Below are 12230 nucleotides of genomic sequence, written 5' to 3'. Positions count from 1 at the left end.
CGTGGATCTGGCCGGGTGTCGAGGGCGCGAGGCTTCCGGCGTCGAGCTCCGCGGCCGTGATCCTGCGCCTTGCGACGAGGGTGCGGCGGCGCCCGCGGTGGCCGGCCTCGTCGCCGATCACGGCCAGGGGGATCTTCCGGTCATGGCGCCTTGCCGGCGGCGTCCTTCGGCGGCTCGCGCGTGTGGGCGTCGATCAGGACTTCGGCCGCGCCCCGCGCCGCGGCGGCCGGGCCGTCCGCGCCGAAAAGCTGGCTGGTGAGGAAGACGCCTTCGATGAGCAGCAACAGGCTGTCGGCCAGTTTCTTCGGCTTGCGGGCGCCCATCGCACGGGTCAGTTCGCGCAGGCGGTCGCGCAGGCGGGCCTTCTGCTCCACAGCGACCTGCCGGCCGGGATGCGCCGGGTCGGGGTACTCGACCGCGGCGTTCGAAAGGCCGCACCCGCGATAGCCCGGCTCCACCGCCCGCCGCCCCAGGCCGTCGAAATAGGCGAGGAGCTGGGCCTTGGGATCGTCGGGATGGGCGGCGACGGCGGCGTCGAAATAGGTCCAGAAGCGTTCGCCCTCACCCTGAAGGTAGACCGCGATGAGCTGGTCCTTGGATTCGAACGCCCGATAGAGGCTGGGTTTCGTGGCGCCGGCGCGCGCCACGATCTGGTCCACGCCGATGGCGCGCGCCCCCTCCCGGTAGAACAGCTCGCTGGCCGTCGACAGGATGCGCTCGGCCGCTTTAGGGCCCTGGCTTTCGACCGGGGGCTTGCGGTTGCTCATGGTTTCCCGCCTTGACAATGTTACGGACCAGTACGTATCAATCCGCGCAAGGATCAAACCGTACCGGTCAGTCACACGATGATAGCGCGCGCGGGCCGGCTGGGCCAGAACTACGCCTGGGTGGTCGCCGCCGTCACCTTCCTGGCGCTTCTGGCCGCGGCGGGTCTGCGGTCGGCGCCCGGCGTGCTGATGACCCCGCTCCACCAGGCCTTCGGCTGGGAGCGGGCGCAACTCTCGGCCGCCGCGGCGCTCGGCATCTTCCTATACGGGCTCGTGGGGCCCTTCGCCGCGGCGCTGATGCAGACCGTCGGCCTGAAGCGGACGCTGCTGGGCGGCCTGATCCTGATGAGCGGCTCGACCGCGGCCAGCCTCTTCATGGCCCAACCCTGGCACTACGTCGCGACCTGGGGCGTCCTGTCGGGACTTGGCAGCGGCGCGGTGGCGCTGTCGATGGGGGCGACGGTCGTGAACCGGTGGTTCGTGCGCCGCCGCGGCCTGGCGATGGGTCTGCTCAGCGCCTCGACGGCCACCGGGTCCCTGGTCTTCCTGCCGGGCATGGCGGCCCTCGCCGAGAGCGGCGGCTGGAAACCCGTGGCGATCGCCGTCTCTGCGGCCGCCGCGGCGCTCGTTCCGCTGGTGGCGTTCCTGATGCCCGAGCGCCCGGCCGACATCGGCCAGCCGCCGTATGGCGGCGAACACGTCGAGCCTGCGGCGCCGCCGGGCCGGGCGACCGACGCGGTGGGGATGGCGCTGGGGGTCCTCGCCCGCGCCTCCCGCACGCCGGCCTTCTGGCTGCTCTTCGGCACATTCTTCGTCTGCGGCTTCACCACCAACGGCCTGATCGGCACGCATCTGATCTCGTTCTGCGGCGACCAGGGCCTGATGCTGGTCCAGGCCGGCCTGCTGCTGGCGGCGATGGGCGTGTTCGACATCGTCGGCACGACCGCGTCCGGCTGGCTCACCGACCGCTACGACCCGCGCAAGCTGCTATTCGTCTACTACGTCCTGCGAGGGCTCTCCCTGCTGGCCCTGCCCTTCCTGGAGTTCGATCTCGTGAGCCTGTCGCTGTTCGCCGTGTTCTACGGCCTGGACTGGCTGGCCACGGTGCCGCCCACGGCCCGGCTGGCCAGCGAGTCTTTCGGCGATGGGGAGGGTCCCGTCGTGTTCGGCTGGGTGGCCTTCGGGCATCAGATCGGGGCCGCGACGGCCGCGTTCGGCGCGGGCGTCCTGCGCGATCTCCAGGGCCGCTATCTGGAGAGCTTCCTGATCGCCGGCGTCCTGGCCGTCGTCGCCGGGTTCGCCGCCCTGGCCATCCGCAGGCCGGGCGACGACGCGACGGCGCAGCCCGCAGCCGCCTGATCGGCTTTCCTTTCCCCGCGGCGCCCCGTTAGGAAAGGGGCATGGACGGAAGCGTCGAATTCGAGCCGCGGGCGCGGCATGTGGACCTGGCCTCGCGGGGCGGGGCGATGGCGGTGCTGGATTTCGGTTCGCCGGAACGGCCGGTGGACGTGGTCTTCTGCCATGCCAACGGCTTCAACGCCCGCACCTACCGCTCGATCCTGGCGCCGCTGGCGGCCTCGATGCGCCTCCTGGCGGTCGACATGCGCGGCCACGGCGCCTCGACCCTTCCCGCCGTGGTGGAAGGCCGCGAGGGCTGGCCCGAGTTCCGCGACGATCTCATCGCCCTGCTCCAGTCGGAGACGGAGGGGCCCGTGGTCCTGGCCGGACATTCGATGGGCGGCACGACCTGCCTGCTGGCGGCCGCCGCCGCGCCCGAACGCGCGCGGCGCCTCGTGCTGTTCGACCCCGTGTTCTTCGACCCCAAGCGCGCCGCCCCGGGCCAGTCCAACCCGCTGGCGGAAGGCGCCGCGCGCCGGCGTGCCGTCTTCCCGGACAAGGCCGCCGCGACAGCGGCCTACAGCGGCCGGGGCGCCTTCCGCACCTGGAGCGCCGAGCAGCTCGCCGACTATGTGGACGCCGGTTTCCGCGAGACCGAGGCGGGCGAGGTCACGCTGACCTGCGCGCCCGCATGGGAAGCCTCGAACTTCCGGACCCACAACTACGATCCCTTCCAGGCGCTCCGCGACGTCCGTTGCCCGGTCCGGATGCTGCGCGCCGAGATCGCCTCGACGGCGCGGATCGACGAGCACCGCGCCGAGGTTGACGCCAACACGAGGGTCCGTCACGAGACGGTCCCCGGAACGTCGCACTTCCTGCCGATGGAGCGGCCCGAACTGGTCCGAACGGCCCTGCGCGAAGCTGTGGAGGCGGCGGCGGACCCATCACCCATCTAGCCGCCGCCCCGGCGTCCGTGCCATCTTCGATCTTCGAAGATCGAGCATAATATACGACGTAAAGTCGAGGTGCGGAGGAAACGGGATGGATGCGGTGATCGACGGGCGCGGGCTGGAGGCGCGGCTGGAAGCCGCGGCGCTCGAAGGTATGACCACGGCGGTCTGGGCGGAGGTGCAGCCCGACAAGCCGGCGGTGATCGACCCCGACGGGCGAACGCGCACCTTCGCAGAGGTCAACGCCAACGCGAACCGCATCGTGCGCCGGCTGCGCGCGGCCGGCCTGCAGGCGGGCGACGCCGTGGCCCTGGTCATGTCCAACCGCGGCGAGTTCCTCGAGATCCAGGCCGCGACCCTGCGCGGCGGTTTCCGCATCACGCCGATCAACTGGCACCTGACCGTCGACGAGATCGCCTACATCCTGAACGACTGCGAGGCGAAGGCGGTCTTCGCCGAGGCCCGGATCGCCACGGCCGGCCCGGCGGCCGACCAGGGGACGGGGTTGAAGCTCAAGGTCGCGGTGGGCGGGGCCATCGACGGGTTCACGCCCTACGTCGCCGCGCTGGACGGGCTGGACCCGTCGGACATCCAGGACCCGGTGCTGGGCAACCAGATGCTCTACACCTCCGGCACGACCGGCCGTCCCAAGGGCGTGCATCGCGCCGCGCCGATGGTGAGCCCGCAGGCGATGTACGCCCTGCGCGGCTACGACGCGGCCTCGGTCCAGCTCTGCGCCGGCCCGGCCTATCATGCCGCGCCGCTGGCCTTCGACGTCCGCGCGGCCATGGGCGCGGGCGCGACCCTGGTCTTCCTGGACAAATGGGATTCCGAGCACACGCTGGCCACGATCGCCGAGCGTCGCGTCACGCACATGCACCTGGTCCCGATCATGTTCCAGCGGCTGCTCGCGCTGCCCGAGGCGGTGAAGGCGAGATACGACCTCTCCTCGCTGAAATACGTCGTGCATGGCGCCGCGCCATGCCCGCCCGAGGTCAAGCATGCGATGATCGAGTGGTTGGGGCCGATCCTCAACGAATACTACGCCGGCTCCGAGGGCGGGGCGGGCTTCATGATCAATTCCGAAGAGTGGCTCCGGAAGCCGGGTTCGGTGGGCAAGCGGCCCGAGCTGCTGGGCTCGAAGATCCTGGACGAGCAGGGGAACGAGTGTCCCCCCAACGTCTCGGGCACGATCTACCACCAGCTCCCGCCCGGCGGCGGCTTCACCTACTACAAGGACGAGACGAAGACCCAGGCGTCGCGCGTCGGCGACTACTTCACCATGGGCGACATGGGCTACTTCGACGACGACGGGTACCTGTTCCTGACCGGCCGCAGCGCCGAGACGATCATCTCCGGCGGCGTGAACATCTATCCGCAGGAGGTCGACAACGAGCTGATCAAGCACGAGGCGGTGGCCGACAGCGCGACGGTGGGCGTGCCGCACGACGAGTGGGGCGAACAGGTGAAGGCGGTGATCCTGCTGAAGCCCGGCTACCAGCCCTCGGACCTGCTGGCGCAGGAGATCCTGGCCTTCGCCCGCGACGCGCTGCCCAGCTTCAAGGTCCCGCGCAGCCTGGACTTCGTGACCGAGCTGCCCCGCTCCGAGGCCGGCAAGATCCAGCGCGGCAAAGTGCGCGCGCCCTACTGGGAGGGCCGGGCGCGCCAGATCTGACGCGGGTCTTCAGGCCGTCGCGGCGGCGCGCACCTGCTCCAGGAACCAGGCGGCGCCGGGGTCCGCCGCGCCGGAGCGCCGCATGACCGAAACTGCGATGGCCCAGGGCGGGAAGGGCGTGTCCACGACCTGCAGGCCGAGCCGGTCGGCGTGCCGTTCGGCCAGCCGGCGCGGGACCGTCCCGATGGCGTCGGTGGCGGCCACCAGCATCAGGACGTTCAGCCACTGGGGCACGGCGGCGACCATCGCGACGGAGGCGTCCGACTCGACGTCGGGTCCGGTCTCGGCCGCGTTCCAGGCATAGACGTGGCCGATCCGGCGCCACGCGGCCTCGTCGATGGCGCCGGCGACCTCCGGGTGTCCCCGGCGCGCCACGACGCAGTAGGCGTCCTCGAACAGGGGCTCGACCACATAGCCCGGGCGTGCGGCGCCGAAACGCCCCAGGGCGAAGTCGATCTCGCCGCTCTTCAGGGCGCGCAGCACCTCGGCCTCATCGCTGTGGCCGACCGTGAAGGTCACGCCCGGCGCGGCCTGCTTCAGCCCGAGGATCAGCTCGGCGCCGATCAGGGCGGTCACGAACTCGGGCGCGGCTATCCGGAACACCCGGCGGCTGCGCATCGGGTCGAAGGCGGCGTCCGGACTCATCGCCGCACCGGCCAGGGCGATCAGGGCGTCGACCTGCGGCCCCAGCTCCAGCGCCCGCCGCGTGGGCTCGAAGCCGTGCGGCCGGCGAATGAACAGCGGGTCGTCGAACAGGTCGCGCAGGCGACCGAGCGCGTGGCTGATCGCCGGCTGCGACAGCCCGAGACGTTCGGCCGCTCGCGCGGCGCGCCCCGTGCGGAGGAGCTCGCGGAAGACCAGGAGCAGCCCGCCGTCCAGCCGACGGAATTTACTTTCATCGAAATCATTCATTCAAAGAATTCAGTACTACCGAACCATAGCGCCCAGCTACCGCTGGAGCATGACCCGGTTCGCCATCCCCGCCGCCCTCAGCCTGACGGCCGCGCTCCTGCCCGCTCCGGCCGCCCGTGCGGGCGACTGGGGCGGGCTCTTCTCGGCGGTGATGCTCGCCAGCGATTATCGCTACCAGGGCGTCTCGAACTCGAACAACGGCCCGGCCATGCAGGGCTACGTCCACTGGTGGCGCCCCGACAACTGGTACGCCGGCGTCTTCGCCACACAGGTCGACTACGGCTATGCCCAGGGTCCCGACTTCGAACTCGACCTCTATGCCGGCCGCCATTTCGTCCTGGACGGTGGCCGGACGAGGCTCACGGGCGAGGTCATGGCCACGGTCTTCCCCGACGACCGCACCCCGGGACCTACGCTGAACTTCGTTCAGGTCAAGGCGGTGGCCCGGCGCACCGAGGGGCCGTGGACGTTCGCCGGCGCGGCCAGCTTCGTCCCCGAGGCGTCCTACGGCGGCGGGCGGGCGTGGCGGCTGGAGAGCGAGGCCCACTATGCGGTGCGGCCGGGTCTCAAGGCCAAGGCGCTGGCCGGCCGCGCCTGGCGCGAGCGCGGCGTCGACCGCAGCTACTGGAGCCTGGGCGCCGAGGCGACCTGGAAGACGGTCACCGTCGAGGTGAAGTACCAGGACACCGACCTGTCGAAGCGCCGCTGCGGCTTCAATCCCGACGTCTGCGGCCCCGCCCTGGTGGGCGTCCTCACGGTCGCCCTGCCGCCGATCCTCTAGGACCTCGGGCCGTGCTTCGAGCCTCCGCGCAAGGGGGCTCCGTCATTCCACCGCGGAAAACGCGGAAGGACGCGGAATCGCAGCTTCGCCTTCCGCGGCTTTCCGCGTTTTCCGCGGTTCTCGAGGCTGGAAGGCGCCGTTTCGCGGCCTCGCCGATGGCCGACGCGCCTGCGGATCGCTAGGCTTGGCCGCAGTCTTTCCGGGGAGCGTCCACGTGAGATCCATCGTCCTGGCGGCCGCGGTCGCCGCCGCCATCGCCCTGCCCGCCGCGGCCCAGCCGCCGGCCCAGACCTTCGTCCACGCCGGCCGGGTGCTGGTCGATCCCGCTTCGGGCCGGGTGGAGGCGGCGAAAACGCTGGTGGTCCAGGACGGCAAGGTCGTCCGCGTCGCCGACGGCTACGTCTCCGAGCCGGGCGGCCGGATCGTGGACCTGAAGGACCGCTTTGTCCTGCCGGGCCTGATCGACAGCCACGTCCACATCACCGCCGAGCAGAACCCCAACTCGCGCCTGGAGGAGGTGACCCAGTCGTCGGCCGAGCAGGCCCTGATCGGCGCCCGGTACGCGCGGCGCACCCTGATGGCCGGCTTCACCACCGTGGCCGACCTGGGCGGCGACAACGAGGCCGTCTTCGCCCTGCGCAAGGCGACCGCCGCCGGCGACGTGCCCGGCCCGCGGATCGTGGCGGCCGGCTCGGCGATCTCGGTCCACGGCGGCCACGGCGACGTCAACGGATACCGCGAGGACGTGATGCACGTGCTGCGGCCGGGCTCGGTCTGCTCGGGCCCCGACGACTGCCGCCGCGCGGTGCGCGAGCAGGTGTGGAAGGGCGCCGACGTCATCAAGATCACCGCCACCGGCGGGGTGCTGTCCAATACGGCCGCGGGGCTGGGCCAGCAGTTCTCCGCGCCCGAGCTGGAGGCCATCGTCGACGCCGCCCACCGCATGGGCCGCCGCGTGACCGCCCACGCCCACGGGGGCGATGGCATCGTCAGCTTCATGAAGGCCGGCGGGGATTCGATCGAGCACGGCACCTGGCTGGACGCCGAGGGCGTCGCGGCGATGAAGAAGAACGGCGCCTACCTCGTGCCGACGCTGATGGCCGGCGACTTCGTCTACCGGGTCGCGTCCGGGCCGGACAACTTCCTCACCCCGGCCCAGACCCAGAAGGCGTTGGAGGCCGGCCCGCGCATGCTGGACATGGCCCGCCGGGCGCACGCCGGCGGGGTGAAGATCGCCTTCGGCACCGACACCGGCGTGTCGGCCCACGGCGACAACGCCCGGGAGTTCGCCCTCTTGGTCAAGGCGGGCCTCACGCCCTTGCAGGCGATCCAGGCGGCCACGGTGAACGCCGCCGACCACCTGCAGCTCAGGGGCGTCGCCGGCGCGCTCACCCCTGGCCACGCCGCCGACATCGTGGCCGTGCGCGGCGACCCGCTGGCCGACGTCTCGGTGCTGGAGAGGATCGACTTCGTGATGAAGGCCGGCGTCGTCCACAAGGAGTAGGCGGGAACCACGAAAGACACGAAAGCACACGAAAGGCCGGGCCGCCCCCGAGCCTCCGCGTGAGCGGAGGCTCCCTCATGCAAACCACGGAAAACGCGGAAGGGCGCGGAATCGAAAGCCTCGCCTTCCGCGTTCCTATGCGTCCTTCCGCGGTTCCTTGATTTTGGAAGCCGCCGCTTCGCGGCCTCGCGGGGCCCACGCCCTTTCGTGTCCCTTCATGTTTTTCGTGGTGAACCTCTCGGGCCGGGCCGCTTGACCGACCCCGCGTCAGGACGGCCTGCTGGCTCCAACGATCAAAGCGGGAGGTGACGATGGCCGAGTTGAGCCTGGACGACCTGATGTTCAAGCCTGGCCTGATGAGGGGGCAGCGCATCCTCATCACCGGCGGCGGCACCGGACTGGGGAAGGTGATGGCCGAGGCCTGTGTGGCGCTGGGCGCCGACGTCTACATCTGGGGCCGCCGCGGGAGCGTCATCGAGGCGACCGCGAAGGAACTGATGGACGCCCACCCCGAGAGCGGCAAGTGCGTGGGCATGGCCTGCGACATCCGCGTCCCTGAGGCGATCCACGAGGCGATGGACCAGGTGTGGGCGGGCGGGGCCCTGACCGGCCTGGTCAACAACGCGGCGGGCAACTTCATCAGCCGCACCGAGGACCTCAGCCCGCGCGGCTTCGACGCCATCGCCAACATCGTCTTCCGCGGCTCGTTCTTCGTGACGCTGGATGCGGGCAAGCGCTGGCTGGCCGAGGGCAAGCACGCCTCGGTGGTGTCGATCCTGACCACCTGGGTCTGGCACGGCGGGCCGTTCACGGTGCCATCGGCCATGTCGAAGGCGGGGCTGAACGTCATGACCCAGTCGCTGGCCGTGGAATGGGGCGGGCGGGGCGTCCGCTTCAACGCCATCGCGCCGGGGCCTTTCCCGACCGAGGGCGCGTGGGCCCGCCTGAACCCCGGCTCGACCGGGGCGATGGGCGGCGCGCCCGAAAAGGCCGACCCCACCATTCCGCTGAACCGCAACGGCGAGATGCGCGAACTGGCCAATCTCGCCGTCTACCTGCTGGATCCCGGCTCGGCCTATGTGAACGGCCAGACCATCGCCATCGACGGCGGCGGCCATCTGAAGGGCGGCGGCGGTTTCGCGCGGCTGTCCGAATGGGGCGACACGGAGTGGGCCGCCGCCCGCGACGCCATCAAGGGCGCCAACGAGAAGGACCGCGCCCAGCGAACGGTTTGAGAGGCCCGCGCCGTCGAACGGCCGGAACCTCCGGCGCGTAGGGCCCCGCCTCCGGGCGCCGCCAGAGCGGTGGCGTACCCGGCCTCTGCGCCCGGGGCCCTTCCGTATGCGGAAACCCTTTGCTGTCGTAACGGACACCCCGTTAGAATGACACGCGTCAACTTTCGCGCGTCAGGATTCGCATGTCGCAGGTCGCCTACCTCCCCGTTGGAAAGCTCGCAGGGGGCAAGCGGGAGCAGACCAAGGTCCAGAACCGGCAGGCCATCCTGGACGCCGCGCGCGAGGTGTTCGGCGAACTGGGCTACGAGGCGGCCACGGTGCGCGACATCATCCGGCGGACGGGCCTCGCCGCGGGCACCTTCTACAACTACTACCGTTCGAAGGAGGAGGTGTTCGCCGCCCTCGCCGACGACGGCGCCCGGCGGTTCGCCCCGGTGCTGAAGTCGCTCCGGACCCAGGGGCTGTCCTTCGAGGACTTCGTCCGCGCCGCCATCGTGGCCTACTTCGAGTTCATGGCCGACGAGCATGTGAGCTGGGCCGCACGGCGCCCGGCCGGGGAGTCGCATCCCCATATCCACGGCGAGACGCCCGAGATGGCCGCCGTGTTCGCCGAGGTGAAGGATGCGATCGAGGACGCCATCGAGGCGGGCCGGGGGCCGGTCTCGGACTCCGAGTACATGACGGCCGCCTGCATCGCGGTGGCCCGTGAGGTCTGCGACAAGATGCTGGAGCGGCGTCCCATCGACACCGCCGTCGCGGCCGACTTCGCGGTGGCCATGATCCTCGACGGCCTGCGCGGCCTGCCGGGAACCCAGGGCTGATGGCCGGCACCATGCGCGCGCTCGTCGTCGATCGCCTGGCCCCGGACTACCAGGGCGTCGCCGTGCGCGAGATCGCCCGTCCCGAGCCGGGACCTAGCGAGGTGCGCGTGCGGGTGCGCGCCGCCGCCGTGAATTTCCCCGATCTGATGCAGACGCGCGGCGAGCACCAGCACAAGCCGGACCTGCCGTTCATCGGCGGCCTGGAGATGGCGGGCGAGGTGGATGCGGTCGGTCCGGGCGTGACAGCGTTCAGGCCGGGCGACGCCGTCTGTTCGGGCGGTCGCGGCGTCTTCGCGGAATATGTGGTGCTGCCGGCGGCGATCCTGCAACCCAAGCCGGCGCGGCTGAGCTATGGCGAGGCGGCCGGCTATCCCGTGGCCTACCTGACCGCCTATGTGGCCCTGGTGCGCGCGGCGGACGCCCGGCCGGGGGAATGGGTTCTGGTGCACGGCGCGGCGGGGGGCGTTGGCCTGGCCGCCGTCGACCTGGCCCGGGCGATGGGCTGCAAGGTTATCGCCGCCTCGGCCTCGGACGAGAAGCTGGCGGTGATCGGGCGGGAATACGCCCCCGACGCCCTGGTGAACGTCACGGAGGGCTTCCGCGAACGCGTGAAGGCGCTGACGGGCGGCCGCGGGGCGGACGTGATCTACGATCCGGTCGGCGGCGACATCTTCGACGAGAGCGTCCGCTGCATCGCCTTCGGCGGGCGCATCCTCTCGATCGGTTTCACCTCGGGCCGGCTGCCCACGCTTCCGGTCAACATCGCCCTCATCAAGGGTTTCTCGGTCCACGGCGTCCGGGCCGGCGAATACGGGCGTCAGTTCCCCGAGAAGGGCCGCGAGAACACCGCCGCGATCTGGCGCCTGGCCGAAGAAGGCAGGGTGAAGCCGCGGGTCCATGCGGAATATCCGCTCGACCGGTGGCGCGAGGCCTACGAGACGCTGGCCCAGCGCAAGGTCGTGGGCAAGACCATCATCCGCCCCGATCTGTGAGCCCGCGTCGATGACCATCGGTAGCGAAGACGACCTGGAGAAGCTGAAGGCGGCGGGGCGGCTGGTCGCCCGCACGCTCAAGGCGATGGGCGAGGCGCTCGAGCCCGGGATCACCACCCGCGACCTGGACGGCCTGGGCCGGACGATGCTGGAAGCCGGCGGCGCACGCCCGGCGCCCGAGCTGACCTACGGCTTTCCCGGCGCCACCTGCATATCCGTAGGGCCCGACGTGGCGCACGGCGTTCCCGGCGAGCGCCGGATCGAGGCCGGCGACCTGGTCAACATCGATGTCTCCGCCGAACTGGACGGCTTCTTCGGCGACACCGGCGCCAGCTTCGCGGTTCCGCCGGTCAGTCGGCGGGTGGAACGTCTCTGCCGTGACGGGCGTCGCGCGCTGTGGACCGGCATCCGGGCCGTCCGGCCGGGCGCCGCCCTGGGCGAACCTGGCCGCCAGATCGAAGCCTTCGCGCGGAGAAACGGGTACAGCCTGGTGCGCAACCTGGCGAGCCACGGCGTCGGCGCCGCGCTCCATGAGGAGCCGACCGAGATCCCCACCTGGCGCGAGCCGGGCGAACGCCGCCGCATCACCGAGGGCCTGGTCTTCACCCTGGAGCCGTTCCTCAGCCTGGGCGCCGACTGGGTCGAGGAGGCGAACGACGACGGCTGGACCCTGCGCCCCCCGCGCGGCGAGCCGACCGTCCAGTACGAGCACACCCTGGTGGCCAAGCGCCGCGGGCCGGTGGTGGTGACGCTGGCAGAGTGAGCAGATTGCCATCCTCATCCCATGAGCACGATGAACATCTCGCCGCCGGACTCCCTGGAGGCGTTCGCCGGCATCGCCCGGAACCCGGCGGCCGGATTCCCGCGCTATTCGCATGAGCTAGGCGTTCCAGGCCTTCGAACCCGCCCCGTCAGGCGTTTTCCTTTCCTGGTCTTCTACAAGGAGGGCGTGGATCACGTGGGTGTCTGGCGTGTCCTGCACGCCCAGCGAGATGTTCCCGCTCAACTCGTAGGGACCGGGCCCTGATCGCTCTTCCTGGGCGGTTGACACATCCGGGCCGTTCCACTATCCACCGCCGCTCGATTTTCGACCGGAGCCACTCTCGTGAAGCGGACCTTTCAGCCGTCCCGACTCGTGCGCAAGCGCCGTCACGGCTTCCGCCTGCGCATGTCCACCAAGAATGGGCAGAAGATCCTGGCTCGTCGCCGCGCCAAGGGTCGCAAGCGCCTGAGCGCCTAGGCGCGCCTGCGGTAA

General features: G+C 71.0%; 12 protein-coding genes. 10 read left to right on the top strand and 2 right to left on the bottom strand.

Annotated elements, in window-relative coordinates:
- Positions 1 to 140 precede the first annotated feature (140 nt).
- Entirely contained in the window at positions 141 to 767 is a 627-nt protein-coding gene (locus WG212_RS12520; protein ID WP_337187429.1) for a TetR/AcrR family transcriptional regulator, read from the bottom strand.
- Between the two features lie 78 nt (positions 768 to 845).
- On the opposite strand from WG212_RS12520, the gene WG212_RS12515 reads away from it, so the two are divergent.
- The 3 genes from WG212_RS12515 (at position 846) to WG212_RS12505 (ending at position 4730) form a co-directional block, all read left to right on the top strand.
- Positions 846 to 2126 carry an MFS transporter gene (locus WG212_RS12515; protein WP_337187428.1) on the top strand — a complete coding sequence of 427 codons (1281 nt, stop codon included), beginning with the start codon at positions 846 to 848 and terminating at the stop codon, positions 2124 to 2126.
- A gap of 41 nt (positions 2127 to 2167) precedes the next feature.
- A complete protein-coding gene (locus WG212_RS12510; protein WP_337187427.1) occupies positions 2168 to 3061 on the top strand; it encodes an alpha/beta hydrolase in 894 nt (297 codons plus the stop codon).
- An 85-nt stretch (positions 3062 to 3146) separates the two neighbouring features.
- On the top strand, positions 3147 to 4730 hold the full coding sequence (locus WG212_RS12505) for an AMP-binding protein (RefSeq protein WP_337187426.1): 1584 nt from the start codon (positions 3147 to 3149) through the stop codon (positions 4728 to 4730).
- Positions 4731 to 4739: 9 nt separating this feature from the next.
- Here WG212_RS12505 and WG212_RS12500 read toward each other — a convergent pair whose 3' ends face one another.
- Positions 4740 to 5642 (bottom strand): LysR family transcriptional regulator, encoded by a 903-nt coding sequence (locus WG212_RS12500; RefSeq protein ID WP_337187425.1) that lies wholly within the window; start codon positions 5640 to 5642, stop codon positions 4740 to 4742.
- Positions 5643 to 5691: 49 nt separating this feature from the next.
- On the opposite strand from WG212_RS12500, the gene WG212_RS12495 reads away from it, so the two are divergent.
- The 7 genes from WG212_RS12495 (at position 5692) to rpmH (ending at position 12215) form a co-directional block, all read left to right on the top strand.
- Positions 5692 to 6423: a TorF family putative porin gene (locus WG212_RS12495; protein WP_337187424.1), complete on the top strand. Its 732-nt coding sequence runs from the start codon at positions 5692 to 5694 to the stop codon at positions 6421 to 6423.
- Between the two features lie 253 nt (positions 6424 to 6676).
- Positions 6677 to 7927 carry an amidohydrolase family protein gene (locus tag WG212_RS12490; protein ID WP_337187451.1) on the top strand — a complete coding sequence of 417 codons (1251 nt, stop codon included), beginning with the start codon at positions 6677 to 6679 and terminating at the stop codon, positions 7925 to 7927.
- A 311-nt stretch (positions 7928 to 8238) separates the two neighbouring features.
- Positions 8239 to 9162, top strand: a complete 924-nt coding sequence (locus tag WG212_RS12485; RefSeq protein WP_337187423.1) for an SDR family oxidoreductase — start codon at positions 8239 to 8241, stop codon at positions 9160 to 9162.
- A gap of 182 nt (positions 9163 to 9344) precedes the next feature.
- Complete coding sequence (locus WG212_RS12480; protein ID WP_337187422.1) at positions 9345 to 9983, top strand: TetR/AcrR family transcriptional regulator; 639 nt, start codon at positions 9345 to 9347, stop codon at positions 9981 to 9983.
- A complete protein-coding gene (locus WG212_RS12475) occupies positions 9983 to 10975 on the top strand; it encodes an NADPH:quinone oxidoreductase family protein (RefSeq protein ID WP_337187421.1) in 993 nt (330 codons plus the stop codon). The genes WG212_RS12480 and WG212_RS12475 overlap by 1 nt, the downstream gene beginning before the upstream one ends.
- 10 nt (positions 10976 to 10985) lie before the next feature.
- The gene (map, locus tag WG212_RS12470) at positions 10986 to 11738 is read left to right on the top strand and encodes a type I methionyl aminopeptidase (RefSeq protein WP_337187420.1); all 753 of its coding nucleotides are present in this window, start codon (positions 10986 to 10988) and stop codon (positions 11736 to 11738) included.
- 342 nt (positions 11739 to 12080) lie between these two features.
- The gene (rpmH, locus tag WG212_RS12465; RefSeq protein WP_012520954.1) at positions 12081 to 12215 is read left to right on the top strand and encodes a 50S ribosomal protein L34; all 135 of its coding nucleotides are present in this window, start codon (positions 12081 to 12083) and stop codon (positions 12213 to 12215) included.
- Positions 12216 to 12230: the final 15 nt, after the last annotated feature.

This window comes from Phenylobacterium sp. (assembly GCF_037189685.1).
Lineage (GTDB): Bacteria > Pseudomonadota > Alphaproteobacteria > Caulobacterales > Caulobacteraceae > Phenylobacterium.
The sequence above is the reverse complement of the archived record's forward strand: the minus strand, read 5'-3'. Positions and strand labels throughout refer to the sequence as shown.